A 26,135-nucleotide genomic window follows, 5' to 3' on the forward strand; every position below is an offset into this window, starting at 1 on the left:
TCCTGGGGGAAGACGACACGGACGTCGCCCCGCGCGTCGTCGGTCGTGACACGGACGAGCTCGAGCCCCTCGCGGGCTTCGGCTCCGCCACGCCGGGCGACGCGGCGGAGGCACCCTGGCCGCGGCCGGCCGACTCGCCCGGCTGCGCAGCATCGGGCGTGGCGGACGTCGAGCCCGGCGCCGTGTCGCCCGACGTGGGCGGCGCGGGCGTCGCGGCCGAGTCGTCGCGCTCGGTGCTGCTGGCCATGGATCGTCCCCCTGCTGCTCAAACCAGGCGCGTGCTCGCGTCGGGCTCGATTCTACGGTCCACGTCGAACCGTTTCGTGCAGGGTTTGGCGCGGATTCACCATCCACCCACGCCTTCGGCGCGAGCCCCACGCATCGGGTCAGGCGAGGCCGCGCGTGCGCCCGCGCAGGTGCACCAGGCCCCCGGTCGACGGGTCGCCCTGCCGGGCCTCGAGCACGGTCCCGACGACGACGTCATGGTCCCCCGCCGGGTGCACCGCGGCCGTCCGGCACTCGAACCACGCGGCGGCTCCCTCGACCCACGCCGCACCGGACCGGGGGGCGCGCACGTGCGGGACCCGGTCGAGCTGCCCGAACGCGGGCCGGCCGGGCGAGGCGAGCCAGTCGGCGACGGGTGCCTGAGCGTCGCCGAGCACGCTGAGCGTCCACAGGTCGACGTCGTCGAGCGCCTCGCGCAGGCGCGCGTCGACGTGCACGCAGAACAGCACGAGCGGCGGGTCGAGCGAGACGGAGGCGACCGAGCTGGCGGTGATCGCGTGGTCGACGCCGCGCCAGCGCAGCGCGACGACGGCGACCCCTGCGGGCAGCCGCCCGACGGCGGCCCGGTAGACGGCCGGGTCGACGGCGTCGTGCGCGCTGCCCGTGCCGTCGTCGGTCACGGCGCGGGCGGCGCGGCCGGGGGCCGCACGTCGCGGAACCAGGACCGCGGCGCGAACGCGGCCAGCCCGGTCGCGACGGCGGCGCCGATGACCCAGGTCCAGCCGAGAAGACCCTGCGCCGTCACGAGCACGTCTCCGCCCGGGCCGGGCTGCGAGAGCAGCTGCACCACGAGGAACAGGCCGCCGGCATAGCCGACGAGCGCCGAGAAGCCCGACCACGCGCGCACGGTGACCGCGGAGGCGAGCACGAGCGCGAGGCTGAGGACGAGGCCCCACGGCTCGACGGACCGGTGCATCGTCGTCCCGACGGCCGCCACGAGACCGCCGAGGAGCAGGGCGGCGGCCGCGCGCAGGACGGCTCCGCGGGTCAGGGGCTGCACGGCGTCAGGCTACCCGGCGCACGCCGAGCGGCCAGCGCACCGGGCGATCGCTGCCCCCGTCGGCGAACCGGTACGCCTCGGTCGAGAGCAGCGGCGCGAGGACCCCGTTGCTCAGCGCGTAGGCGCCCACGAGGGTCGCACCCGAGGCGCGGCGCCGGCCGGTGCTCGCACCGGGCACCTCGAGCGCGGTCACCGCCTGCACCTGGGTCCCGTGCGCACGCAGCGCGGCGACGACGCGCGGCAACACCGGGGCGACGTCGACGAGCACGTCGAGCGCCTGGTCGGGGACCGCGACCGTCGGCAGCGGGCCGCCGGCGTCGGGCAGGGTGAGGTGCGGGTGCTCGTCGCGCAGCGCCGCGACGGCGGGCGCCTGCGCGAGCTCGGCGTAGGCCGAGCGCAGGGCTGTCGCACCGAGTGCGGCCACCAGCACCACGGGCGCGGTGTGCGGCGGGTGCCCGCCCGCCGCACGCCCCCACGCGGGGTCGGCGGCGAGCGCGACGGCGCGCCGGGTCACCTCGTGCGCGCGGACGTGGTCGGGGTGGCCGTAGCCGCCGCCCGGCTCGTACGTCACGACGACGTCGGGGCGGCGCACCCGCAGCACCGTCGCGAGGCGTCCCGCGGCGTCGTCGAGGTCGACCGCGACGAACGCGTGCTCGGGCAGCACGTCGAGCCGCCCGGCCTGGGCGGCCCCGGCCCACGCCATGCCGGAGTCGGCGAAGCGCGCACCCGGCGCCCCGACGCGGTCGAGGAACACGTGGTCCCCGACGCCGAGCGCGCCCAGCGCGTGCGCGAGCTCGCGCTCGCGGTGCGCGGCCAGCGCCGCACCGTGGTGCTCGAGGTGGGCGAGCTCGTCGCCGATGACCTCGCCCTCCTCGCCGCGCGTGCACGTCACGACCGTCACGGGCAGCCGGGCGGCGGCCCACGTCGCGAGCAGCGCGCCCGTCGCGAGCGTCTCGTCGTCGGGGTGGGCGTGCACCGCGAGGAGCCCGCCCGTCGCCGGGGCGGGGTGCGCCGGGACGGGCGCGCTCATCGCGTCAGGACTTCTTGCTGCGCGCGAACGCGCGGGCACGCTCGGTCTGGTCGAGGATCACCTTGCGGATGCGCACGACCTCGGGCGTGACCTCGACGCACTCGTCCTCGCGGGCGAACTCGAGGGACTCCTCGAGCGTGAGGTGGCGCGGCGGGGTGAGGTTCTCGAACGTGTCGCTGCTCGCAGCGCGCATGTTCGTGAGCTTCTTCTCCTTGGTGATGTTGACGTCCATGTCCTCGTTGCGCGAGTTCTCGCCGACGATCATGCCCTCGTAGACCTCCTGCGTGGGGTCGACGAAGAACGACCCGCGCTCCTGCAGGTTGATCATCGCGAACGGCGTCACGACACCCGAGCGGTCGGCGACGAGCGAGCCGTTGATGCGGGTCTCGATGTTCCCGACCCACGGCTCGTAGCCCTCGGCGATCGACGACGCGATGCCGGTGCCGCGCGTGTCGGTGAGGAAGCGGGTGCGGAAGCCGATGAGCCCGCGCGCCGGGACCATGAACTCCATCCGGACCCAGCCGGTGCCGTGGTTCGACATCGTCTCCATGCGGCCCTTGCGCTGCGCGAGGAGCTGCGTGACCGAGCCGAGGTACTCCTCGGGGACGTCGATCGTCATGCGCTCCATCGGCTCGTGGACCTTGCCGTCGATCTTGCGCGTGACGACCTGCGGCTTGCCGACGGTGAGCTCGAAGCCCTCGCGGCGCATCTGCTCGACGAGGATCGCCAGCGCGAGCTCGCCGCGGCCCTGGACCTCCCAGGCGTCGGGACGCTCGGTCGGCAGGACGCGCAGCGACACGTTGCCGATGAGCTCCTTGTCGAGGCGGTCCTTGACCTGACGCGCCGTGACCTTGTGGCCCTTGCCGCCCTTGCCGGCGAGCGGCGAGGTGTTGATCCCGATGGTCATGGAGATCGCGGGGTCGTCGACGGTGATCATCGGCAGCGGGCGCGGGTCGTCCGGGTCCGTCAGCGTCTCGCCGATCGTGATGTCCTCGATGCCCGCGACGGCGACGATGTCGCCCGGGCCCGCCGACTCGGTGGGCACGCGCGTGAGCGCCTTCGTCTCGAGGAGCTCGGTGATGCGCACGTTCTGCAGCGTGCCGTCGGCGCGGGCCCACGCGACGGTCTGGCCCTTGCGGATCGTGCCGTTGAAGAGGCGCAGCAGCGCGAGGCGGCCGAGGAACGGCGACGCGTCGAGGTTCGTGACGTGCGCCTGGAGCGGCGCGGTCTCGTCGTACGTCGGGGCCGGGATCTTCTCGATGATCGTCTGGAACAGCGGCTCGAGGTTCTCCGAGTCGGGCAGGCTGCCGTCCGCGGGCTGCGTGAGCGACGCGCGCCCCGCCTTGGCCGCGGCGTAGACGACCGGCACGTCGAGGATCGCGTCGAGGTCGAGGTCCGGGACGTCCTCGTGCAGGTCGCTCGCGAGCCCGAGCAGCAGGTCGGTCGACTCGTGCACGACCTCCTCGATGCGCGAGTCCGGGCGGTCGACCTTGTTGACCAGCAGGATCACGGGGAGCTTGGCCTCGAGCGCCTTGCGGAGCACAAAGCGGGTCTGCGGGAGCGGGCCCTCGCTCGCGTCGACGAGCAGGACGACGCCGTCGACCATCGACAGGCCGCGCTCGACCTCGCCGCCGAAGTCGGCGTGGCCCGGGGTGTCGATGACGTTGATCGTGATGCCGTCGGGCGCACCCGCCGCGGCCGCCGCGGGACCGGTGTACCGGATCGCGGTGTTCTTCGCGAGGATCGTGATCCCCTTCTCGCGCTCCAGGTCCCCCGAGTCCATCGCGCGCTCGTCGACGTGGGCGTGGTCCCCGAAGGACCCGGACTGCCACAGCATCGCGTCGACGAGGGTCGTCTTCCCGTGGTCGACGTGGGCGACGATCGCGACGTTGCGCAGGTCGGCGCGCACGCTGGTGCCGGCGGGCACAGACATAGGAGTACTCATCTCAGGGTGGTGGGAGCGCGCCGCGTCGTGGGGCGCCGATCGATTCTACCGGCACCCGCGGCGCGGGGCCTACGCGAGCCCGGGTCGACGACCTGCCCGGACGGCCGCGACCCCCGCCCCGGAGGCCGGGACGGGGGTCGACGGATCGGCCGGGGCCGGGTCAGACGCTGCCGTCGGCGCCGCCGCGGCCGGCGTTGCGCGCGATCTGCTCCGCGGCGAACGCGTCCTCGGTGCGCTGGACGCCCGAGCGGTCCGGGCCGGAGACGCGGACGCCCGCGGCGACGAGCTCCTCCTCGAGGAGCCGGTCGCGCGCCTCGCGGCGGACGCGCTGCTCGGCTGGGTCGGGCACCGGCACGGCCGCGAGCAGCCGGCGCGTGTAGTCCTGCTGGGGCGACCGCAGGATCTGGTCGCGCGGACCGACCTCGACGAGCCGGCCCTTGTGCATGACAGCGATGCGGCTCGACAGGATCTCGACGACGGCGAGGTCGTGGCTGATGAACAGGCACGCGAAGCCGTACTCGCGCTGCAGCTCCTGGAACAGGTCGAGCACGCGCGCCTGGACGGACACGTCGAGCGCCGACGTCGGCTCGTCCGCGATGAGCAGCTTGGGGCTGAGCGCGAGCGCCCGGGCGATGCCGACGCGCTGGCGCTGGCCGCCCGAGAGCTCGTGCGGGTACCGGTTGCGCATCGCCCGCGGCAGGTGCACCTGGTCGAGGAGCTCCTCGACCTTGGCGTTGAGCGCCGCGCCCGAGGCGACCTTGTGCAGCTTGAGCGGCTCGCCGATGGACTCACCGATCGGCAGGCGCGGGTTGAGCGACGAGCCCGGGTCCTGGAAGACGATCGAGACGTCCTGGCGCGCGGCGCGCAGCGCCTTCGGGTCGACGCCCTTGAGCTCGAGGCCGTTGACCTTGAGCGAGCCGTCCGCCACGGGGAGCAGGCCCACCGCGGCGCGGCCGACCGTCGTCTTGCCCGAGCCGGACTCCCCCACGAGACCGACCACCTCGCCGCGGCCGATGGTCAGGTCGACGCCGTCGATCGCCCGGAACGCGGGCACCCGCCCCCGCGAGGGGTACTCGAGCACCAGGTCGCGGGCCTCGAGCGCCGGGACCGCGTCCTTCGTGAGGTCGGGCGCGGTGCGCGGGACGGCGGACGTGTCCGACGCACCGACGACGGCTGCGCCGCCCGGCGTCGCGGCACCGAGGTGCGGCACGGCGTCGAGGAGCTGGCGCGTGTAGGGGTGCTGGGGGCGGTTGAAGATCTCCTCGACCGGGCCGGACTCGACGACGCGGCCGTTCTTCATCACGAGCACGCGGTCGGCGAGGTCCGCGACGACGCCCATGTCGTGCGTGATGAGGACGATCCCGGAGTCGATCCGCGTGCGCAGGTCCCGCATGAGCTTGAGGATCTCGGCCTGCACCGTGACGTCGAGCGCGGTCGTCGGCTCGTCGGCGATGAGCAGCTTGGGCGAGCACGCGAGCGCCTGCGCGATCATCGCGCGCTGGCGCTGGCCGCCCGAGAGCTGGTGCGGGTACTTGTCGAGCGACGCGACCGGGTTCGGCAGGTCGACGAGCGTGAGCAGCTCGACCGCACGCTCGCGCGCGGCCTTGGGGCCCACGTCGAAGTGCACCCGGATGGTCTCCATGATCTGGAAGCCCACGGTGTACACCGGGTTCAGCGCGGTCATCGGCTCCTGGAAGATCACGGAGACGTCGTTGCCGCGGACCTTGCTCAGCTGGGAGTGCTTGAGCCCGATGAGCTCACGCCCGGCGAGCTTGGCGCTGCCGGTCGCCCGCCCGTTCGGCGGGAGCAGCCCGATGAGCGACATCGACGACTGCGTCTTGCCCGAGCCGGACTCGCCGACGATCGCGAGGACCTCGCCCGAGCGCACCTCGTAGCTGACGTCGACCGCGGCCGGGAACCACTCGTCCTCGACGAAGAACTCGACGCCGAGGTCGCGGACCTCGAGGATCGGGGCCTTCGCGGCGGCGCTGGGGGGTGTCTGTGTGGTCACGGTCTGACCGAACCTTTCCGTGGACGATCTGCGAGCATGGCCGCATGGATCCGGCCGACGACGTGGAGCTGCGGCCGGGCTTCGGCCGGGTGCTGACGTACGGGACGTGGCTGGTGTGCGCCGTGACCGTCGTGACGACGGCGCTGGACGACCCCGTCGAGGGGCTGCGCGTCGCCGCGCCGGCGGCCCTGGTGTCCCTCGTGGTGTGGGCGCTGTTCGGGCGCCCGGCGGTGCTCGTGACCCCCGCGGGCGTCGAGCTGCGCAACGTGCTGCGCACGGTCGAGCTCCCGTGGCCGACCATCCAGCTCGTCGACACTCGGTACGCCCTGACGCTGCGCACCGCGTACGGGACCTACGCCGCCTGGGCGGCGCCGGCCCCGAGCCGCTCGACCGCGCTGCGCGCCGGGCCCGGGGACCTCGCCCCGGTGCCCGGCTCCGCACGCGCTGCCGGCGGGTCCGTCCGGCCCGGCGACCTGCCGAGCACCCCGTCGGGCGAGGCCGCCCTCTTGGTGCGCCGGCGCTGGGAGCAGCTCCGCGACGCCGGCCACCTCGACGACCCCCGCCTCGAGCGGGAGCGACCGCGCGTGCGCTGGCACGTGCGCACGCTCGGGGCGCTCGCGGTGCTGAGCGCACTGACCTGGGTCGCGCTCTCGGCGTGAGCGCAAGTCAGGCCTTCGCCATCTTGCGCTTGCTCGGGATGCGGCGCTGCCGCGGGTCGAAGGCGTCGCGCAGGCCGTCTCCGATGAAGTTGATGCACAGCGCGATCGACACGATGAACAGGCCGGGCCACCAGAACAGCCAGGGCCGCGTCGCGAACGCGCTCTGGTACTCGCTGATCAGGTTTCCGAGCGAGACGTCGGGCGGGTTGATCCCGAAGTTCAGGTAGCTGAGCGCGGTCTCGAGCAGGATCGCCGACGCCATGACGAGCGTCGCGTTGACGATGATGACGCCGACCGCGTTCGGCAGGATGTGCCGGAACATGATCCGGCCGTTGCTGGCGCCGGCGACCCGCGCCGCGTCGACGAACTCGCGCTCGCGCAGGGCGAGGAACTCCCCGCGCACGAGCCGGGCCATCGACGTCCAGGTGACCACCGACAGGGCGAGGGCCAGGCCGATCGCGCTGCTGCCGCCGACGAGCCGGCCGAGGATCGCGCCGATCATGATGACCGGGATCGTGATGATCATGTCGGTGAACCGCATGAGCAGGTTGTCGAGGCGGCCGCGGAAGAACCCGGCGGCCGCGCCCACGACGATGCCGATCGTGGTGCTCAGGAGCCCGACGATGAACATGACGAGCAGCGACGTCTGGGTCCCGCGCATGACGCGCGCGAAGCCGTCGCGGCCGATGTTGTCCTGGCCGAACGGGTGGTCGCCGATGTGGAAGCCACCCTCGAAGCCCATCGTCGGTGCGCCGCCCGCGTTCGTGATGGGCGGGAGGTCGCTCGTCGTCCACTTCCACCAGCCGGGGATGGGGCCCCAGCCGATCGAGGTCGTCGCGAGCAGGATGATGAAGAGCAGCACCGCGGCCGACGTCATCGCCCCGCGGTGGCGCAGGAAGCGGCGCAGGACGATGCGGCCCTGCGAGAGGCCCTCGACCTCCTTGAGCTCGATCGCGTTCTCGAGGTTCTCGACCGGGTCGTGGTGCCCGGTGTCGGGCTCGAGCGCGCGAGGAGGCGGCGTGGTCATGCGTTCACCCGGATCCTGGGGTCGAGAGCGGCGTAGACGAAGTCGACGATGATGTTGGCGAGGACGAGCAGCGACCCGGCCACGACGAAGTAGCCCATCACCGGGTTGGCGTCCGACGTCTCGAGCGCCTGGAGGAACATCGTCCCCATGCCGCTCCAGGCGAAGATCCGCTCGGTGATGATGGCGCCACCGAACAGCGCGGCGATGTCGAGCGGGACGACCGTCGCGAGCGGGATGAGCGCGTTGCGGAACGCGTGGCGCACGATCACGACCCGCTCCGGCAGGCCCTTGGCGCGCGCGGTGCGGATGTAGTCCTGGTTCATGACCTCGAGCAGGCTCGAGCGCGAGTAGCGCGTGTAGGCCGCGAACGAGATGAGGATCAGCGCGATCGTGGGCAGCAGCAGGTGCGTGAAGGTGTCGAGCGTCGAGACCCAGTAGTCGCCCTTGAGGCCCGGGGTCTGCGAGCCGATCGTCGCGATCGGGCGGCCGTTGATGCGGCTCGAGCTCGAGTACACCTGCCACGCGCCCATGACGCGGTCGACGTAGAGCAGCGCACCGACGCCGATCCCGGTGATCGCGGCGGCGCGCATCGACAGCGCGCGGTCCGGGCCGCCGAACAGGTAGCCGACGACGAGGCCGACCACGACCGTGAGGACCGCGAGGCCGAGGATGAGCGCCGTCGTCGCACCGGCGAAGACATACTGCAGCGGGACGTACAGGACGACCCCGAGGGCGGCCATGGTCAGCGCCGAGAACAGCGCGCGACGGTTGCGGGTGCCCGCGGTCAGCACGCTGACGCCGTAGGCGATCGCCGCACCCAGCACGCCGATGACGACCGGCCCGAGCGCGGGGTCGAGCAGCCAGGCGCTCGCGGACAGGTACGCCATGGCGGCGCCCGTCGCGACGGCGGCCGAGAGGAAGGTGATGAGGCGCCGCCGTGCGTCACCCGCGACGAGCGCCGACCACACGAGCCCGCTGACCACCGACGCGCCGATGATCACGGGGACCGAGAAGGTCGGGTCGCGCAGGAAGTCGTTGAAGCCGATCGCGCCCCAGGTCTTGAGGAGCACCGCGACCCAGAAGGACGGCAGCGAGTACAGGACGAACGACATGAGCGTGACGCCGTAGTCGAAGCCGGTGTACTGGCGCAGGGCGCTCGAGATGCCGACGACGACGCCGAGGCCGATCGCGAGGAGCGTCGAGGCGAGGACGAGCTGGAGGGTCGAGGGGACCGCGGTCGCGAGCATCGCCGTGACGGGCTGGCCCGTCACCCAGCTGGTGCCGAGGTCGCACACGCCGACGACGCAGCCGCTCGCCCCCCGCAGCCACTTGAGGTACCGGATCGCCGGCGGGGTGTCGAGGTCGAGGGCCTGGACCCGCGCCTCGATCAGCGCCTCCTTGTTCGGGGAGGTGCTCGTGCGGAGGTCCTCGAGCGGGTCGATCGAGTACGCCAGGAGCATGTACACGATGAACGTCGCGCCGATCAGGACGATGATCGACGAGATCAGCCGCCGTCCGATGAACGCGAGCATCGGTGCCCCCGCATGGAGCCGGGCGGCGATCCCTGACGACGCCCGGGGTGGGGGCGCCGGGGACTCGATCTCGGCACGGCTCGTCACTGTGGTGGCCATGGAATTCGATCCTCGCAGCTGTGTCTGGTGAACTTCGCGATTCTACGCGTGGCCCGTGCGGCCCGCGCAGAGCTGGGCGACGGCGCCCGTGCAGCCCCGCGCGCCGGTAGGCGCCGGGCGTGCGGCGGGGGCACCGAGACCGTGGCCTCGGCACCCCCGCCGTCGGACGTCGTGCTGGGTCTGCTCAGAGGTCCGGTCAGGACTCCGAGGAGACCTCCCACTCCCAGAAGTTCCAGAAGATGGTCGGGGACAGCGGGATCGTCGAGACACCCTGGAGCACGTCACGCGAGGCGACGACACCCGGGAACTGGAAGATCGTGACGCCGAACGCGGCCTCGTTGAGCTTCGTCTCGATCTGGGCGACCAGGTCGGCCTCGGCGTCGGGGTCCGTGTTGGCCCGCAGCTCCTTCCACAGCGCGTCGACCTCGGGGTCGGAGTAGCCGTAGAAGTTGTTCTGACCAGCCGTGATGAAGTTCGCCTCGGAGTTCAGCGCGAACGTGTTGGTCGACTGCCAGCCGAACAGCGCGGCGTCGTAGCCCGTGCGGTCGGTGTCGAGGCGGTCGCCCCAGTCGGTGCTGCTCGCGTTGATCACGTTGAAGCCGGCCTGCGCGGCGGAGGCCGCGATCAGCTGGAACTCGTTCTCGCGGCGGACGTTGCCCTGGCCGAACATGAGACGCACGTCGACCGCGGGGACGCCGACCTCGGCGAGGAGCGCCTTGGCACCCTCGATGTCGACGTCGGTCCACAGCTCGGACTTGTTGTTGGCGACGACCTCGTCGTACGCCTCGGAGCCCGGGACGTAGATGAACGAGTCACGCGTCTCGGCGTCCGGCTGGAGCGGCTTGATGAGCTTCTCGATGATCTCCTGGCGCGGGATCGTCTTGAGGAACGCCTGGCGGACCTTGAGGGCCTTCGTGGCGTCACCGCCGTAGGTCGCCGGGTCGAACGGACCGCCGTTGGTGAACTGCAGGTCGACGTGCTCGAACGTGCCCTCGGGCGCGCCCTCGACGTTGACGCCCTCGAGCGTGTCGAGCGTCGCGAGGACGTCGACCGAGGACTGCGGGGCGATCAGGTCGAGCTCACCGTTCTGGAGAGCGGTGACCGCGGCGAGCGGGTCCTCGTTGTAGCGGACCGTGACGGAGTCGACCTTGGGGATCGGGCCCCAGTCGTAGTCGTCGCGCAGCTGGAGCGTGAGGTACTCGTTCTCGACGAAGTCCGTGAGGACGTACGGGCCGTGAGCGAGGTACTGCAGCTCGTTGTCCGGCATCGAGGTGAAGTTGAAGTCCTCGTTCCAGCTCTTCGAGAGCGGGCTCAGGGCCGCCGTGTCGTTCTCGGTGAACGCGTCGATGACGGCCTGCTTGCCCTCCTCGGGGTCCGTGATGTCGAGGCCGAGGGCCGCGACGGCGTGGGCCGCGACGGGGGGCATGTAGAACGAGACCTCCCAGTCGGAGCGGGGCTCGCTGTACGTGATGGTGAGCGAGCGGCCGTCGTCGCCGATCTCCGGGGTCTCCGTCACGACGTTCATCGCCTCGGAGGTGCTGTTGAAGAACACCCCGGCGTCGACGACGTCCTGGTTGGTGACGTTGCCCTCCTCGTCCGTCTCCGGCTCGACGGAGTCGAACTTGTCGTTCTGGGCGCCCCAGAACAGCATCAGGTCGGCCGCGTCGACGGGGGTGCCGTCCGACCAGGTGACGCCCTCGTTGACCGTGTACTTGACCGTGAGCGGGTCCTCGGTGACGACCTCGTAGGTCCCGAAGTCCTCGTTCTTGGCGATCTTGAGGTCGCCGTCGTAGTACCAGAACCCGTTGCCCGCCGTCATGTAGATGATGTTGGCGTTGGCCGTCGCGTTGCCGGAGGCCGTCAGGTTGTTCTGGGAGTAGAACGGCTGGTTCCACCCGACGTTGACCGAGGTGGTCTCCTCGATCTCGCTCTCGGCCGGGCCCTCGCTGGTGCACGCCGACAGCACCAGGGCGCCTGTGGCCGCTACCGCGACCACGGCGCTCGTTCGCCTGATCTTCACTGTTCCTCCTGAAAAGGTGGCGCACGCCTCGCTGGGCGGGGGGCGGCTCCGACGCGGGCCGGGCCGTCCCGCACGCGGGCCGTGCTGCCGTGGGATGTGGTCACGCTAACCAAGCGACTCGCGACAAACGGGGCGCCGTTGCCCCGGACCCCCGATCGTTACCCGATTGATACTGGCCGGTAGTGTCCACCATACGAGACCAACGCCGCGGAAACTTGGGGGAAACGTTCCCGACGCGCGGGCGAGACACGCGCCGACCTCCCTCGGTCGGCGGCGCTCGCCCTGCTCAGTGGCCAGAGCACGGGTTCCAGTGTGGTACATGACGCGCAGTTCCGCGCGCGATGATCCCCGCCCCCGCCCCCACGCCGCCCCGGACCGACTCCCTCGGACCGCGTCGGTCCTCGCCGTGCCGGATGGCCGGGCCGTGGCTAGCGTCGCCGCATGACTCCCGTGTCCCGCGCCGTCGACGCGCTCATCGGCCAGTACCAGGTCCGCCTCTCGCCCCGGAAGGGCTACGCGTGCGCCCACCGCGTCGCGCACGGCGGCGCCTCCTGCTCCGGCGCGGTCCGCGAGCTCGTCCGGGGCCGCGGCGTCGTGCGCGCGCTCCTGCCGACGGCGACCCGGTTCGTGGCGTGCTACCAGGCGGCGCGCCTGCTCATGGCGAGCGACGTGCGGGGGGTGTGCTGCTGCGGCCCGATCCCCATCCCGTTCCGCTTCTGACCTCGCAGTTCGGCGCGCGGCACGCGCTGCACCTTCCGGTGGACAGCCGCCCAGGACCGGAGCAAGGTGAGGAACGGCGGAAGCAGACCGCCACGTGGATCCACGACGAGGTGGTGACCGATGGGGCGACTCTCCGACGTCGCGATGTCCCGGCGTCAGGTGCTCGGTCTCGGAGCGCTCGCTGCGGGAGCCGGGTTCGGCCTGAGCGCGTGCGGGTCCCCCGTGCCGCTCGCGAGCTCCGGCCCGCCGCTCGACGGCGAGTACACGGGCCCGCCGGTGCAGCTCGAGTACTGGAACGGGTTCACGGGTGGCGACGGCCCCGCGATGCGGGAGATCGTCGCGCGGTTCAACGAGAGCCAGGACCTCATCCGCGTCCGCATGAACGTGGTCCAGTGGGCGCAGTACTACCAGCGCGTCGTCGCCGCGGTGCACGCCGGCAAGGGCCCCGACATCGGGGCCATGCACGTCGAGCAGCTCGCGACCCAGGCCGCGCGGCAGACGATCGCGCCGATCACCGAGATCGTCGACGAGCTCGGCGTCAGCGAGGACGAGTACCCCACCGAGGTGTGGGAGCGCGGGACGTACGCCGGGGAGCGGTACGGGATCCCGTTCGACGTCCACTCGCTCGCGTCCTACGCGAACCTCGACGTCCTCGAGGCGAACGGCGTCCGCGGGCTGCCCGAGGCCCGCCAGGACTTCGAGGCGAGCCTCGCGACCCTGATGGGCGCCGGCGTGCAGACCCCGTTCTGGGTGCCGAACCGCTGGCCCGCGCACCTGGTCTTCCTGTCGCTGCTCTGGCAGTTCGGGGGCGAGCCGTACTCCGAGGACGGCAGCTCCGCGACGTTCGACAGCGAGGCCGGCGTCGAGGCGCTGCAGTGGCTCGTGACCCAGATCCAGACGGGCGTGAGCCCCGAGAACGTCGCCCCCGACTCGCAGTACACCGCCTTCAAGAACGGCGAGGGCGCCTACACGTGGGACGGCATCTGGCAGATCAACGACCTGCTGACCACCGCGCCGGACCTGCGCTGGGGGCTCTCGCCCATCCCGACGATCGGCGAGCAGCCGGCCGTGTGGGCGAACTCCCACCAGCTCGTGATGTTCAAGAGCCGCGCTCCCGACGACAACCGGCTGCTCGCCACGAAGACGTTCATGCGCTACCTCGTGGAGAACTCCGAGGTGTGGTCGCAGGCCGGGATGGTCCCCGCGCGCGCGGCCGCCCGGGAGAGCGAGGAGTTCCTGGCGAGCCCGCAGGCGCCCATCGCCGAGGCGGTGCCGAGCATGCGGTTCCTGCCCTCGGTCGCCGCGATCGGCGAGGTCCAGGCCCAGACGCTCGAGGTCGCGCTCGCGAACGCGATCCTCGGCCGGGAGTCGCCGCAGGAGGCCCTCGCGGGGGCCGCCGCGCAGGCGAGCCAGCTCATGCAGTCGAACCTGCGGAAGTTCGAGGGGTGAGGGGGAGGTCATGGCCGACATCGCCGTAGGGCGCCGACACGGCGTCGCCGCACGCACCACCGCGGACACCGCAGCGCGCAGCGCGACCGCGAGCACGCACCAGCGGGACAACCGGGACGGGTGGCTGTTCCTCGCGCCGTACCTCGTGCTGTTCACGGTCTTCGTGCTGCTGCCGCTGGGCTGGGGGATCTGGATCAGCCTGCACGACTACGACTACACGCTCCCCGACAAGCCGTTCGTGGGGCTCGACAACTACTCCGGCCTGATCACGGGCGACTCGGCGTTCGCCGCGACGTTCTGGCAGGCGATGCGCGGGACCGGGATCTTCACGCTCGCGTCCGTGCCGCTCCTGCTCGTCCTGCCCCTGCTCGTCGCGCTCATGATGAACCTCAAGTTCAAGGGCCGGAACTTCTTCCGGGCGATCTACTTCGCGCCCTACGTGCTCGGCGTCGCGGTCGTCGCGGTGCTCTGGCGCTACCTGCTCGACACCAACATCGGGCTCGTGAACCAGTACCTCGGGGCCGTCGGGCTCGACTCGACGATCCCGTGGCTCACCCAGCTCCCGTGGGGCTGGATCTCGCTCGTCGGGGTCACCGTCTGGTGGACCATCGGGTTCAACGCCGTCATCTACCTGGCGGCGCTCCAGGACATCTCCCCCGAGCTCTACGAGGCCGCGAAGATGGACGGCGCGAGCGCGCTGCAGCGGTTCCGGAACGTCACGCTCCCCGGCCTGCGGCCCGTGCTGCTCTTCGTCACGAGCGTGACGATCATCGCGAGCGTCAACATGTTCGGGCAGAGCTTCCTCATGACGCAGGGCGGCCCCGGCACCGAGACCCGCACCGCCATCTATCAGATCGCCGACACCGGCCTGACGAACTTCAACTCCGGGATGGCGTCGGCGATGTCGATGATCTTCACGGTGTTCCTGGCGATCGTCTCGATCCTCGTGTTCGTGCTGTTCCGCGAGCGCGAGGCCAAGCGCAGCACCACGACGGAAGGGGACGCGTGATGGCCGTCGCCGCAACCACCACCCGGCGGGACCGCCCCGTGCGCCCCGACGCGCGCCGCGGCAACGGCGCGACCCGCACGCTGCTCTACGTCGCGCTCGGGGTGCTCAGCCTGCTGTTCATCTCGCCGCTGATCTACATGGTGTCGACGTCGTTCAAGACGACCGCCGACGCCGCGTCGACGACCCCGCAGTGGATCCCGGCCAACCCGACGCTGCAGGCGTACGAGTCGGTGCTGACGACCGAGGGCACGCCGGTGCTGCGCTGGCTGCTCAACAGCCTCGCGTCCGCGACCGCGCAGACGCTGCTCGTGCTGATCACGGCGTCGATGGCCGCGTACGCGCTGGCCCGGATCGACTTCACGGGCAAGCGCTGGGTCTTCGGGCTCATCATCGCGACCCTGTTCGTCCCGCCCGTCATCCTGCTCATCCCGAACTACCTGATCGTCGGGCGGCTCGGCTGGCTCGACACGCTGCTCGCGGTGATCGTGCCCGGCGCGGCCGGGGCCTTCGGGGTGTTCTTCCTGCGGCAGTTCTTCCTGAGCCTGCCCAAGGAGCTCGAGGAGGCGGCGTTCATCGACGGTGCGACGCGCTGGCGGACGTTCCGGCAGATCATCCTGCCGCTGTCCCGCCCCGCGCTCGTCACGCTCGCGCTGCTGTCGTTCCTGACCAACTGGAACGACTTCCTGTGGCCGGTGTACGTGCTGTTCTCCCCGGAGAACCAGACGCTCCCCGCAGGCCTGTCGACGCTGCAGAACGCGAACGCCGTGCGCTACGACCTGCTGATGGCGGGCGCCGTGATCGCGAGCGTGCCGGTGCTGCTGATCTACATGGCCGCGCAGCGGTACGTCGTCGAGGGCGTCGGACGCGCCGGGCTCAAGGGATGACGGCGGGCGCTGCGGGGGATCCCGGGCCCGCCGGCGGGTCCGGCCTCTCGGGGGCGACCGCGCGGGAGTACACCAACCCCGTGTGGGACGGGTACTTCGCCGACCCCTTCGTGCTGCGCGCCGGCGGCCGGTTCTGGGCGTTCGGGACCGGCGGCGGCGAGCACGCGCAGGAGCTGCTCGGCCTCGTGTCCGACGACCTCGTCACCTGGCAGCCGCACGGGCCGGTGCTCGACGCGGCGACCGTGCCGGACGGGCGCCCGCACCACTGGGCCCCCGAGGTGATCGAGCACGAGGGCCGCTACCTCCTGTACTACTCCGCGGGGCTCTACGACACGGGGCACCGGATCCGCGTCGCCGTGGCCGACCACCCCGGCGGGCCGTACCGCGACCAGGGCGTCGACCTCACGGAGGGCGAGCCGTTCGCGATCGACCCGCACCCGTTCCGCGACGAGGACGGCACCCTCTACCTCTTCTACTGCGTCGACCGGCTCGAGGGTCGACGCGTCGGCACGGTGGTCGTCGTCGACCGGCTCGTCAGCCCCACGCAGCTCGCGGGCGAACCCCGGCCCGTCGTGACGGCGTCGAGCGACTGGCAGCTCTTCCTCGCGGACCGCTCGATGTACGACGCGGTGCACGACTGGTACACGTGCGAGGGCGCCTTCTGCGTCCGTCGCGGCGGACGGTACTGGTGCCTGTACTCGGGCGGGAACTGGCAGCAGGAGAGCTACGGCGTCGCGGCGGCGTCGGCCCCGCACCCGCTCGGGCCGTGGACCGAGGAGCCCGGCGAGCTGCCGACGGTCGTCCGGACGACCCCACCCGCGATCGGGCCGGGGCACGCCAGCGTCGTGACCGACGACGACGGCCAGGACTGGCTGGTCTACCACGCGTGGGACGTCGACGGGCAGGCCCGCCGGATCTGCCTCGACCCGCTCGACTGGACGGCGTCGGGCCCCGTGTGCCGCGGGCCGAGCGCGGAGCCCCGGCCCGCACCCGTGGTCCACGCCTCGGGCTGACGCGGCGACGCGCACCTGCGCGGGCCCGTCGCACGGGACCGGGTCAGCGCCGGAAGCCGCCTTCGGTGCTGAGCGTCTGGCCCACGACCCAGCGCCCCTCGTCGCTCACGAGCCACGCGATGAGCCGCGCCGGGTCGTCGGGCTCGCCCGCGCTGCCGCCGGGGAAGCTCGCGTGCACCCCGGCGATCCCCGGGTCCGACCGGTCGTCGAGGTAGCCGGTGTTCACGGGTCCGGGGTTCACCGTGTTGAGCAGGATGCCGCGATCCGCGAGGTCGGCAGCGACCGACGCGGTGACTCCCGCGAGCGCGGCCTTGGACGCCGCGTAGGCGATCGAACCGCTCATGGGCCCGTGCAGCTGCCCGGACGTCATCCAGACGACACGGCCGCCCGGCCGGCCGTCGTGCTGCGCCGCGAACGCGCGGGTCGCGAGCAGCGTCGCGCGGGTGTTGACGTCCCAGTGCGTGTCGAGCATCGCGGCCGTGACGTCCGCGAGCCGGCCGTCGCCCCCGCTGCGCGCGTGGTTGCACACGAGCACGTCGAGGTGGCCGAACGCCGCGACACCCGCCGCCACGAGGGCGTCGGACGCGTCGGCCTGCCCCAGGTCGAGGCTCACGTCGACCAGGCGCCTGCCGGGGGCGAGCCGGCCGCGCAGCTCAGCGAGCACCTCGGCGACGTCGTCGCTCCCCCACGGCTGAGCGGCGTCGTGCGGCGCGAAGTGGTGGACGACGAGGTCCGCACCCATCGACGCGAGGCGTGCGGCGACCGCGAAGCCGATGCCGCGCCGACGGCTCACGCCCGTCACGACGGCCACCCGGCCGGACAAGGGCAGCGAGGGGGACGGCAGGTCGGTCGGGTCGGTCACGTCGGTCGGGTCGGTCATGTCGGTCACGGCAGCAACCTACGGACGTCCGGCGAGGTGGTCGCGCGCTTTTCCGGGCGCTCGCCGCGAGGTGGATCCTGCGTCCGGTGCCGGGCGCGGTCGCGCGCACGTGTGCGCGCGCCGCGTCCCGAGGCCGGCCGCCGGTCACTGCGGCCGGTAGGGCTCCCCCGGCTGCTCGGCCGCAGGCTGCACGGGCGGGACGTAGCCGGTCGTGGGCTGCTCCGGGGCGGGCGGGGCGTAACCGGTCGCGGGCTGCTCCGGTGCGGGCGGGTACGCGGCCGGCGGCGGTGCGGCGGGCGGCGGGTAGGCGGCGGCCGGGGGCGGGGCCGCGGCCGGCGGGTACTCGGGCGCGGGCGGCGGCGGCGCGGCGGCCTCCGTGGACGCGGCGGGAGCGGTCGTCCGTGCGCTCTTCCAGCCGTCCACCACCGCGCCGCCGAACCCCTTGAGGTCCGAGCCGAGCTGGCGTACCGAGGTGCGCACCTGCGGGTCGTTGACGACCCCGTTCGTGCGGGACACGAGCTGCGAGATCGCGTCGGTGAGGGGGTTCGTGCTCGCCATGAGTCAGCCTCCTGGTCCGGGTGCGACTCACCGTACCCCCGCCGGGGTCGGCGGTCAGCCGCCGTAGGCGCGGAGCCAGTGCGTGAGCAGGGCCTCGAGCTCGGCGCGCTGCTCCGGCGTGAGCACCTCGAGGAGCCGGTGCTCGTTCGCCATGTGGTCGTCCATCGCGCGGTCGATCAGCTCCCGGCCGCGGTCCGTGAGCGCGACGACGCGCCCCCGGCCGTCGACCTCGCTCCGGCGCCGGGTCACGAGCCCTGCCGCGACGAGCCGGTCGACCCGCTTCGTCATCGCCCCGGACGTGACCATGGTGTGGTCGGCGAGCTCGGAGGGCGCCCGCTCGTAGGGGGCGCCGGCCCGGCGCAGCGTCGCCAGGACGTCGAAGTCGCCCTCGCCGAGCCCGTGGCGGCGGTAGACGTCGACCAGCTCCTCCGTGAGGAAGCCCGCGAGCCGGTGCAGCCGCCCGAGGACGCCCTGCGGCGTGACGTCGAGGTCCGGGCGCTCGCGTGCCCACTCCCGCTGGATCTGCGCGACGCGGTCCGGCTCGTGCCGCTCGTCGGGGAGGTCGCGGCGGCCGGGCTGGGCGGGCACGGGAGCGTCGGTCACGGGTCGGCGCGGCATCCCGGGACTATATCTTCCACGGAAGGTATTGTTCCTTCCATGGAAGACAGATGGCGGTGGGTCGCCCTGACCGCGGTCGCGCCGGTGCTCTGGGGGGCGAGCTACGTCGTGACCCGCCAGCTCCTGCCGGCCGAGAGCCCGTTGTGGGGCAGCGTGCTGCGGGCCCTGCCCGCCGGCCTCGTGCTGCTCGCCGTCGCCCGGCGGCTGCCCCGCGGCTCGTGGTGGTGGCGCTCCGTCGTGCTCGGGACGCTCACCATCGGCGCGTTCTTCGTGCTCGTGTACGTCGCCGCGCAGCTGCTGCCCTCGAGCCTCGCCGCGACGCTCATGTCGGCCTCGCCCGCGGTCATGATGGTGCTCGCATGGCCGCTGCTCGCCCAGCGTCCGCGGTGGCTGTCCGTGGCCGGGGTGGCGCTCGGAGTCGTCGGCGTCGGTGCGATGCTGCTGACCGGCGCGTCCGCACCCGACCCGCGCGGCGTCGTCGCCTCGGTCGTCGCGATGCTGATGTCCTCGCTCGGGTTCGTGCTCTCGACGCGCTGGTCCGCGGACGTCCCCGTGCTGCCGCTCACGGCGTGGCAGCTGCTCGGCGGAGCCGTCGTGCTCGTCCCCGTCGCGGCCGTCGTCGAGGGCGCACCGCCCCGGCTCGACGGCACCGAGGTCGCCGCGTTCGCGTTCCTCAGCCTCGTCGCGACCGCCCTCGCCTACGTCTGCTGGTTCGCCGGGCTCGCCCGGCTCGAGGCGGGCACGGTGGGTCTCGTCGGGCTCCTCAATCCCGTGACCGGCGCGCTCCTGGGCGTCGTGGTCGCGGCGGAGCGGCTGACGCCGCTCCAGGTCGCCGGCATGCTGCTGGTGCTGGGTGGCATCGGGCTCGGCGCGTCACGCCGGCCGGCGGGCAGGGGCGCGAGGACCGCCCCGAGCGTCGGCGCTCGGTGGCAGGGTGACCTGCATGAGCACTCCCCCGGACCCCAAGGCCGACCTGCACCGGTACCTGCGCGAGGCACGTGACTCGCTGCTGAGCAAGCTCGACGGGCTCTCCGAGTACGACGCGCGCCGTCCGCTGACCCCGACCGGGACCAACCTCCTCGGGCTCGTCAAGCACACCGCGAGCGTGCAGCTCGACTACTTCGGCGTGACGTTCGGCCGCCCCTCCGGCGAGTCGCTCCCCTGGCTCGCCGACGACGCGGAGACCAACGCCGACATGTGGGCCACCGCGCAGGAGTCCCGCGACGAGGTCGTCGCGTTCTACCGGCGGTCGGCGGACCACGCCGACGCGACCATCGAGGCGCTGCCGCTCGACGCGGTGGGCCGCGTGCCGTGGTGGCCCGAGGACCGCAACGAGGTCACGCTGCACCGCGTCCTCGTCCACATGGTGGCCGAGCTCAGCCGTCACGCCGGGCACGCCGACATCGTGCGCGAGCTCGTCGACGGCTCCGTCGGCCTGCGCAGGCCGGGCGACAACCTGCCCGACGTCGACGGCACCTGGTGGGCGACGTACCGGGAGCGCCTCGAGCGGGCGGCGCGCGAGGCTGCGGACGCCGACGTCTGACGGCGCCGGGCTGCCGGGCCGCCGGTCGCGGGGTCGGAAGCCAGTCGGTCCGTCGGTCCGTCGGGTCCGTCGGTCCGTCAGGATCGGAGAAGCAGCAGCGACGCCGCGCTGCCTAGGGTCGACACGACGCCCCAGCCCCGGACGAGGAGCCACCCATGAGCACCAGCCAGAGGAACGCCGACACCGCCCCCGCCGACGGGGACGCGACGTTCAGCGCCGAGGAGCGCGCCGCGATGAAGGAGCGCGCGCGTGAGCTGAAGGCGCAGAGCCGGAAGGGCAAGGCGAAGGTGGACCCCGAGGCCGAGGTGCTCGCGAAGATCGCCGAGATGACGGGCCTCGACCGCACCCTCGCCGAGCGGGTCCACGCCCTCGTGCGCGAGGTCGCGCCGGACCTCACGCCCCGGACCTGGTACGGCATGCCCGGGTACGCCAAGGACGGCAAGGTGCTGTGCTTCTTCACGGCGGCCGAGAAGTTCAAGGGCCGGTACGCGACCCTCGGCTTCAACGACGTCGCCCGGCTCGACGACGGCTCGATGTGGCCCACGGCCTTCGCCCTGACCGGGCTCTCGGACGACGTCGAGGGGCGCATCCGCGAGCTCGTGGCCCGCGCCGCCGCCTGATCGACCGCGGTCAGCCCGGAAGCCCGCGCTCGCTCCCAGGCGGCCCGCTCGCGGCTTTGGGCGCACGGTCGCGGCGGAGGCTCCACCGGCGACTCACCAGGCCGACGCCCGATCGCGAGCCAGGCAGGACCTAGACGGTCGCCTGCGACGAGCTCCCGTCGTGCGCTCGCTGGTGGAAGACTCCGGCCGCCAGGAGCAGGTCGTCGTCTCCCGAGCCCGCGCGACCCGATCTCGCGGTCCGCAGGTATGCGTCCACCATCCGCGCCCGCGCCGCGTACTGCGCGGCTCCCGCGCCGCTCCGTGCCCGGAGGTCAGCGTCGAGAACCAGCGCGAGCGCGATGAAGGCCGCAGACAGCACGACTGCCGCGCCGATCACCAGTGCGACCTGGACGCCGGTGTCCGCATCCGCCCAGAAGCCTTCCGCCGCCACACGCCACGCGACGAGTCCGGTGCCTCCGGCAGCCACGAGCGCCATTCCCGACGCCCACCACTTCGCGAGCGCGGTCGAGGTCGCCTCCAGAGCGGCGACGCTCGTCGCCACCCCGCCTAACACGGCGGCCGGCCCAGACGCGTCGCGCCGCTCGTCCTTCGTGCCGAGGACGCTCATCGCTATGGCGAGCCGCTCCGCGGACGCGGCGACATCGTCCAGGGGCGGTGGCAGCGGCACTCCGCTGCTGCGGACCAGGAGGCCGCAGTCCCTGAGAAAGTCCTCGCGGTCCGCGGCGTCGAGACCTTCGTATGCTCGGACAGCCTGCTTCGCGTCCATCACCGTTCCCCTTTCCCGCGCGGGGCGGCGGTCCGTCGCTCATGCGCCCCGCACATCCATTGCCCGTCGACGCGCCGGACGGCGCCAGAGTCGTAGGTCCCGGTGGCGTGCATCGGAACGGGCGCACCACCCCATGTCGGGACCTTTGGCCGTCGCCGCCCGCGCTGCCGGCGGGTTAGGCATGAAAAGCGCAGGACCGTGCACGGCAACATCGGGAGGGACGACATGGACGTCGAACGGATCACGCTCGAGCCTCGGGTGCTGGTCGGGCTGCGGGAGGTGGTGCCCGTGGCGCAGATGACCGACTTCTTCGCACGAGCGTTCACCGCCGCGGCGGACGAGCTCGGCAGTCACGGCACGGAGCCTGCTGGGCCGCCGATAGGTCTGTACCGGGGCGACGTCACGGAGACCGTGGACGTGACCGCCGGGTTCCCGACGCGCGACCGGCTCGAACCGAGCGGGGACGTCGTGGTCGTCGACCTGCCGACGGGGCCAGCGGTGGTCGCGGTCCACACCGGGCCGTACGACGCCATGGAGCGGACCTACGACGAGCTGCTGCGGTGGATCACGGAGAACGGGCTCACCGGGGGACACACGATGTACGAGGAGTACCTCACGGGACCCGAGAGCGGGCTGGAGCCGGCGATGTGGCAGACGCGGATCATCTACCCCCTGGCCTGAGCACCGCACCGGTGGCCGGCGGCCTCGTCCGGAGCGTGGCACCGGACGGCAGCGCCGCCACACCGGACCGTCACACGTTGAAGCGGAACTCCACCACGTCGCCGTCGGCCATGACGTAGTCCTTGCCCTCGATGCGCGCCTTGCCCGCGGCGCGTGCGGCGGCGACGGACCCGGCAGCCACGAGGTCGTCGAAGCCGATGACCTCGGCTTTGATGAACCCGCGCTGGAAGTCGGTGTGGATGACGCCCGCGGCCTGCGGCGCCGTCCAGCCGCGGTGGATGGTCCAGGCGCGCGACTCCTTGGGGCCTGCCGTCAGGTAGGTCTGCAGGCCGAGGGTGTGGAAGCCGACCCGTGCGAGCTGGTCGAGGCCGGCCTCCTCCTGGCCGTTCTCGGCGAGCATCTCCCGGGCCTCGTCGGGCTCGAGCTCGACGAGCTCGGACTCGAACTTCGCGTCGAGGAAGATCGCGTCCGCCGGAGCGACGAGCGCGCGCAGCTCGGCCTGCATGGCCTCGTCGGCGAGCCCGGCGTCGTCGGTGTTGAAGACGTAGATGAACGGCTTGGCCGTCATGAGCTGGAGCTGCGCGAGCTGGTCGGGGTCGATGCCCGCCTTCGCCGCACCCTGGAACAGCGTGTCGCCCGCCTCGAGCACGGCCTGCGCCTGCTGGGCCGCCTGGAGCAGCGCAGCGTCGGCCTTCTTCGCGCGGACCTCCTTCTCGAGGCGCGGCACGGCCTTCTCGAGCGTCTGCAGGTCCGCGAGGATCAGCTCGGTGTTGATCGTCTCGATGTCGTCCTTCGGGGAGACCTTGCCGTCGACGTGCACGACGTCCGGGTCCGCGAACGCGCGCGTGACCTGGCAGATCGCCTCGGCCTCCCGGATGTTCGCGAGGAACTTGTTGCCGAGCCCCTCACCCTCGCTCGCGCCCTTGACGATGCCGGCGATGTCGACGAACGACACGGTCGCGGGCAGGATCCGCTCGCTGCCGAAGATCTCCGCGAGCGTCTGCAGGCGCGGGTCCGGCAGGGGCACGACGCCGACGTTGGGCTCGATCGTCGCGAACGGGTAGTTCGCGGCGAGCACCTGGGCGCGCGTGAGGGCGTTGAAGAGGGTGGACTTGCCGACGTTGGGCAGGCCGACGATGCCGATGGTGAGTGCCACGACGTGCCATCCTACGGGCCCGCCTGGGCGCCCGGTCGCGGGGGCGGACGCCCGGTGGGCACACCGGACCGGGCTCGGAGCCCCGGGTCGCGCCGACGGACCCCGGCCTCGGCAGCGGCGGGCGCCGTTCAGCCGAACGAGACGAGGCGCTCGAGCAGCTCGGGGGCGCGCCGGTCGTAGATCGTCCCGCCGAGCCGGACCCCGAGCACGAGCACGAGGGCGCCGACGGCGACACCCACCACGAGCGCGAGCACGCCGAGGAGCGTCGAGCCCGTGACGATGGCGGCGACCGCGAGCCCGAGCGTCGGCAGCCCCAGCAGGAAGACCACGCCGGTGCCGACGAGCTGCGCGACCAGACCCGCGCTCGCCCCGCCCTGCGCGCTCGAGAACGGGCTCTCCCCTGCCTTGGGCACCTGGTAGACGAGCCGCGACGAGACCGCGCTCGCGACGCCGAGCGACGTCGCGAAGACCCCGACGGAGGCCCCGATCACCGGCAGCGCGAGCGACCAGCGCCCCGTGAGCTGGAGCGAGACGAGCGCGAGCAGGACCGTCACGGGAACGCCCAGCACCCCGGCCGCCCACGCGCGCCCGGCCCGGTCGACGCGCCCGTCGATCGGTGCCGCGACGTGCGTCCAGAACGGCGTGCCGTCGTAGGCCACGTCCGCCGAGACCGTCCACCCCATGAGGTAGCCGACGAGCGGGCCGAGCGTGAGCATGACCCAGCTGTCGCCCGCGCTGAACCACAGGATCACCGGCAGCAGCGGGACGATCACCACGCCCGCGGCGTAGCGCGCGTCGCGCAGCCAGTAGGTCAGGCACCGCGCGGCGACGGCGCCCGTCGGGGTCGCCGGGACGCGGCCGAAGAAGCCGAGGCCGTGCGTGCGGCTGCGCGTCCGGCCCTCCTGCGGGCCGCGGACGAGGGCGGCGTCGAGCCCGCGCGACCAGGCGACCAGCAGCACCGCGAGGGTCGCCCCGGCGATGCCGAGCTTCGCGAGCCCCGCCGCCCAGTCGCCCTCGGCCGCGTCCGCCGTCAGCGCCCACGGGGCCCCGAACGGCGTCCAGCCCAGGACCCGGACCACGTCGGGCCAGATGTCCTCGCTGCCCGAGAGCCGCTCCTCGAGCACGCTCCCGATGGGACCGATCAGCATGAACGGCAGGAACGCCGCGACGGCAGCGACCTCCCGGAACCGGCGCCGGGTCACGAGCGGCGCGAGCACCGTGGTCGTGGTGCGCGAGCCGACCACGCACAGCGCGAGCCCGAGCAGCGCCCCGACGACCGCCGGCCCGAGCGCCTGCGGCTGACGCCACCAGGTCGGCACCGTGCCGAGCGTGACGAGCGTCGTCGCGAGCCCCGGGACCCCCACGAGGCCGACGGCGCTCAGCCCGGCGAGCATCGTGCGCCGCGGGAGCGGGAGCGTCGCGAACCGTGCCGGGTCGACGGTCGAGTCGACGCCGAACGCCACGAGCGGCACGACCCACCACCCGAAGACGAGCAGGCTGCCGCCGAGCACGAGCGCGAGGCGGATCGTCTCGACGTCCTGGGTGCTCAGCGCGGCGAGGCCCACGAGCACCGCGGCCACGATGCCGAGCCCGTACAGCAGCCCGAGCACGAGCCCGACGACCTGCCACGCGCTGCGCCGCAGCCCGTTGCGCAGCAGGGTCAGCTTGAGGCGGACGAGGTGCGCAACCACGCGAGCCCCTCTCCCGTCGAGCGACCGCCGACGAGCTCGACGAACCGGTCCTCGAGGCTCGAGCCCGCGCGCACGTCGTCGATCGTCCCGGCCGCGAGGACCTGGCCGCCGGCGATGATCGCGACGTGGTCGCACATGCGCTGCACGAGGTCCATGACGTGCGACGACACGACGACCGTGCCGCCCGAGGCCACGTACCCGGCGAGGATCTCGCGGATGTTCGCGGCGGAGACCGGGTCGACCGCCTCGAACGGCTCGTCGAGCACGAGCACGCGCGGGGCGTGCACGAGGGCGCACGCGAGCGCGACCTTCTTGGTCATCCCCGCGGAGTAGTCGACGACGAGCGTGTCGGCGTCCGCGGCGAGGTCCAGAGCCGTGAGCAGGTCCCCGACGCGCTGCGCGACGGTCTCGCGGTCCATCCCGCGCAGCAGGCCCGTGTAGGTGATGAGCTGCGCGCCGGAGAGCCGGTCGAACAGCTTGACGCCGTCGGGGAGCACCCCGAGGAGGCCCTTGCCGCGGACCGGGTCGGCCCACAGGTCGTGGCCCTGCACGAGGACCTGCCCGAAGTCGGGCCGCAGCAGCCCGGTGGCCATCGACAGCGTGGTCGTCTTGCCCGCGCCGTTGGGCCCGACGAGCCCGTAGAAGGACCCCGCCGGGACCCGGAGGTCGACGCCGGCGACGGCGATCTTCTCGCCGAAGCGCTTCCAGAGCCCGCGCACCTCGAGGGCGGCCGGACGGTCGGGCACGGGCGCGACGCCGGGGGCCGGTGCGGCGTGGGCCGCGGCTGCCGGGGCGTCGGAGGGTGTGTCGTCGGGCACGGGCGGCATCGCGTCAGGATAGACCGGCCGTCTGACGTGCGGGGACGTTCGCAGCGAGGTCCGGACGGACACGGCGCGGGTCGTGGCCGGCGTGTCGGTGCGCTCTGGCAGGGTGACGGCC

At 72.9% G+C, this 26,135-nt stretch carries 26 protein-coding genes; 10 read left to right on the plus strand and 16 right to left on the minus strand.

The window, feature by feature from the left end; all coding sequences use genetic code 11:
* The 6 genes from AB6N24_RS07395 to AB6N24_RS07420 form a co-directional block, all read right to left on the minus strand.
* A partial coding sequence (locus AB6N24_RS07395; protein ID WP_412868769.1) for a hypothetical protein occupies positions 1 to 247 on the minus strand: 247 nt, incomplete at its 3' end.
* 139 nt (positions 248 to 386) lie between these two features.
* A complete protein-coding gene (locus AB6N24_RS07400) occupies positions 387 to 905 on the minus strand; it encodes a flavin reductase family protein (protein WP_412868770.1) in 519 nt (172 codons plus the stop codon).
* Positions 902 to 1,285, minus strand: coding sequence for a hypothetical protein (locus tag AB6N24_RS07405; protein WP_412868771.1), 384 nt, complete (start codon positions 1,283 to 1,285; stop codon positions 902 to 904). The genes AB6N24_RS07400 and AB6N24_RS07405 overlap by 4 nt, the downstream gene beginning before the upstream one ends.
* A 4-nt stretch (positions 1,286 to 1,289) precedes the next feature.
* On the minus strand, positions 1,290 to 2,315 hold the full coding sequence (locus AB6N24_RS07410) for a PIG-L family deacetylase (protein WP_412868772.1): 1,026 nt from the start codon (positions 2,313 to 2,315) through the stop codon (positions 1,290 to 1,292).
* A 4-nt stretch (positions 2,316 to 2,319) separates the two neighbouring features.
* Positions 2,320 to 4,248: a translational GTPase TypA gene (typA, locus tag AB6N24_RS07415; protein WP_412868773.1), complete on the minus strand. Its 1,929-nt coding sequence runs from the start codon at positions 4,246 to 4,248 to the stop codon at positions 2,320 to 2,322.
* Between the two features lie 172 nt (positions 4,249 to 4,420).
* Entirely contained in the window at positions 4,421 to 6,271 is a 1,851-nt protein-coding gene (locus tag AB6N24_RS07420; RefSeq protein ID WP_412868774.1) for an ABC transporter ATP-binding protein, read from the minus strand.
* Positions 6,272 to 6,315: 44 nt separating this feature from the next.
* On the opposite strand from AB6N24_RS07420, the gene AB6N24_RS07425 reads away from it, so the two are divergent.
* Positions 6,316 to 6,930 (plus strand): PH domain-containing protein, encoded by a 615-nt coding sequence (locus AB6N24_RS07425; protein WP_412868775.1) that lies wholly within the window; start codon positions 6,316 to 6,318, stop codon positions 6,928 to 6,930.
* A 7-nt stretch (positions 6,931 to 6,937) separates the two neighbouring features.
* Here the strand turns inward: AB6N24_RS07425 and AB6N24_RS07430 are convergent, their stop codons facing one another.
* From AB6N24_RS07430 to AB6N24_RS07440, 3 genes are all read right to left on the minus strand, one after another.
* Positions 6,938 to 7,957 carry an ABC transporter permease gene (locus AB6N24_RS07430; protein WP_412868776.1) on the minus strand — a complete coding sequence of 340 codons (1,020 nt, stop codon included), beginning with the start codon at positions 7,955 to 7,957 and terminating at the stop codon, positions 6,938 to 6,940.
* Positions 7,954 to 9,588 carry an ABC transporter permease gene (locus AB6N24_RS07435; RefSeq protein WP_412868777.1) on the minus strand — a complete coding sequence of 545 codons (1,635 nt, stop codon included), beginning with the start codon at positions 9,586 to 9,588 and terminating at the stop codon, positions 7,954 to 7,956. The genes AB6N24_RS07430 and AB6N24_RS07435 overlap by 4 nt, the downstream gene beginning before the upstream one ends.
* 196 nt (positions 9,589 to 9,784) lie before the next feature.
* The gene (locus AB6N24_RS07440; RefSeq protein WP_412868778.1) at positions 9,785 to 11,608 is read right to left on the minus strand and encodes an ABC transporter family substrate-binding protein; all 1,824 of its coding nucleotides are present in this window, start codon (positions 11,606 to 11,608) and stop codon (positions 9,785 to 9,787) included.
* A gap of 441 nt (positions 11,609 to 12,049) precedes the next feature.
* On the opposite strand from AB6N24_RS07440, the gene yidD reads away from it, so the two are divergent.
* The 5 genes from yidD to AB6N24_RS07465 all read left to right on the plus strand — a co-directional run bounded on the left by yidD (position 12,050) and on the right by AB6N24_RS07465 (position 16,683).
* Positions 12,050 to 12,328 carry a membrane protein insertion efficiency factor YidD gene (gene yidD, locus AB6N24_RS07445; RefSeq protein ID WP_412868779.1) on the plus strand — a complete coding sequence of 93 codons (279 nt, stop codon included), beginning with the start codon at positions 12,050 to 12,052 and terminating at the stop codon, positions 12,326 to 12,328.
* Between the two features lie 120 nt (positions 12,329 to 12,448).
* The gene (locus tag AB6N24_RS07450) at positions 12,449 to 13,777 is read left to right on the plus strand and encodes an ABC transporter substrate-binding protein (RefSeq protein WP_412868780.1); all 1,329 of its coding nucleotides are present in this window, start codon (positions 12,449 to 12,451) and stop codon (positions 13,775 to 13,777) included.
* A 10-nt stretch (positions 13,778 to 13,787) separates the two neighbouring features.
* Positions 13,788 to 14,786 carry a carbohydrate ABC transporter permease gene (locus AB6N24_RS07455; protein WP_412868781.1) on the plus strand — a complete coding sequence of 333 codons (999 nt, stop codon included), beginning with the start codon at positions 13,788 to 13,790 and terminating at the stop codon, positions 14,784 to 14,786.
* A complete protein-coding gene (locus tag AB6N24_RS07460) occupies positions 14,786 to 15,670 on the plus strand; it encodes a carbohydrate ABC transporter permease (protein WP_412868782.1) in 885 nt (294 codons plus the stop codon). Before AB6N24_RS07455 ends, AB6N24_RS07460 begins: the two co-directional genes overlap by 1 nt.
* A complete protein-coding gene (locus AB6N24_RS07465; protein WP_412868783.1) occupies positions 15,667 to 16,683 on the plus strand; it encodes a glycoside hydrolase family 43 protein in 1,017 nt (338 codons plus the stop codon). The genes AB6N24_RS07460 and AB6N24_RS07465 overlap by 4 nt, the downstream gene beginning before the upstream one ends.
* Before the next feature lie 43 nt (positions 16,684 to 16,726).
* Here AB6N24_RS07465 and AB6N24_RS07470 read toward each other — a convergent pair whose 3' ends face one another.
* The 3 genes from AB6N24_RS07470 to AB6N24_RS07480 form a co-directional block, all read right to left on the minus strand.
* Positions 16,727 to 17,563, minus strand: coding sequence for an SDR family oxidoreductase (locus AB6N24_RS07470; RefSeq protein WP_412868809.1), 837 nt, complete (start codon positions 17,561 to 17,563; stop codon positions 16,727 to 16,729).
* Between the two features lie 144 nt (positions 17,564 to 17,707).
* A complete protein-coding gene (locus AB6N24_RS07475) occupies positions 17,708 to 18,121 on the minus strand; it encodes a hypothetical protein (protein WP_412868784.1) in 414 nt (137 codons plus the stop codon).
* A 54-nt stretch (positions 18,122 to 18,175) separates the two neighbouring features.
* The gene (locus AB6N24_RS07480) at positions 18,176 to 18,739 is read right to left on the minus strand and encodes a MarR family winged helix-turn-helix transcriptional regulator (RefSeq protein ID WP_412868785.1); all 564 of its coding nucleotides are present in this window, start codon (positions 18,737 to 18,739) and stop codon (positions 18,176 to 18,178) included.
* A 39-nt stretch (positions 18,740 to 18,778) separates the two neighbouring features.
* Here AB6N24_RS07480 and AB6N24_RS07485 point away from each other — a divergent pair, with 39 nt between their 5' ends.
* From AB6N24_RS07485 to AB6N24_RS07495, 3 genes are all read left to right on the plus strand, one after another.
* A complete protein-coding gene (locus AB6N24_RS07485; protein ID WP_412868786.1) occupies positions 18,779 to 19,741 on the plus strand; it encodes a DMT family transporter in 963 nt (320 codons plus the stop codon).
* The gene (locus AB6N24_RS07490; RefSeq protein WP_412868787.1) at positions 19,683 to 20,282 is read left to right on the plus strand and encodes a DinB family protein; all 600 of its coding nucleotides are present in this window, start codon (positions 19,683 to 19,685) and stop codon (positions 20,280 to 20,282) included. Before AB6N24_RS07485 ends, AB6N24_RS07490 begins: the two co-directional genes overlap by 59 nt.
* Before the next feature lie 155 nt (positions 20,283 to 20,437).
* Positions 20,438 to 20,902 carry an iron chaperone gene (locus AB6N24_RS07495; protein WP_412868788.1) on the plus strand — a complete coding sequence of 155 codons (465 nt, stop codon included), beginning with the start codon at positions 20,438 to 20,440 and terminating at the stop codon, positions 20,900 to 20,902.
* Between the two features lie 130 nt (positions 20,903 to 21,032).
* On the opposite strand, the gene AB6N24_RS07500 is transcribed toward AB6N24_RS07495, so the two are convergent.
* On the minus strand, positions 21,033 to 21,668 hold the full coding sequence (locus AB6N24_RS07500) for a hypothetical protein (protein ID WP_412868789.1): 636 nt from the start codon (positions 21,666 to 21,668) through the stop codon (positions 21,033 to 21,035).
* A 225-nt stretch (positions 21,669 to 21,893) separates the two neighbouring features.
* Between AB6N24_RS07500 and AB6N24_RS07505 the strand changes: the two genes are divergently transcribed.
* A complete protein-coding gene (locus AB6N24_RS07505) occupies positions 21,894 to 22,349 on the plus strand; it encodes a GyrI-like domain-containing protein (RefSeq protein WP_412868790.1) in 456 nt (151 codons plus the stop codon).
* 70 nt (positions 22,350 to 22,419) lie between these two features.
* On the opposite strand, the gene ychF is transcribed toward AB6N24_RS07505, so the two are convergent.
* The 3 genes from ychF to AB6N24_RS07520 form a co-directional block, all read right to left on the minus strand.
* Positions 22,420 to 23,505, minus strand: coding sequence for a redox-regulated ATPase YchF (gene ychF / locus AB6N24_RS07510; RefSeq protein ID WP_412868791.1), 1,086 nt, complete (start codon positions 23,503 to 23,505; stop codon positions 22,420 to 22,422).
* A gap of 128 nt (positions 23,506 to 23,633) precedes the next feature.
* Complete coding sequence (locus AB6N24_RS07515) at positions 23,634 to 25,196, minus strand: hypothetical protein (RefSeq protein ID WP_412868792.1); 1,563 nt, start codon at positions 25,194 to 25,196, stop codon at positions 23,634 to 23,636.
* Positions 25,166 to 26,023, minus strand: coding sequence for an ABC transporter ATP-binding protein (locus tag AB6N24_RS07520; RefSeq protein ID WP_412868793.1), 858 nt, complete (start codon positions 26,021 to 26,023; stop codon positions 25,166 to 25,168). The genes AB6N24_RS07515 and AB6N24_RS07520 overlap by 31 nt, the downstream gene beginning before the upstream one ends.
* Positions 26,024 to 26,135 lie beyond the last annotated feature (112 nt).

Source organism: Cellulomonas jepli (genome assembly GCF_047229345.1).
Classification (GTDB): Bacteria; Actinomycetota; Actinomycetes; order Actinomycetales; family Cellulomonadaceae; genus Cellulomonas_A.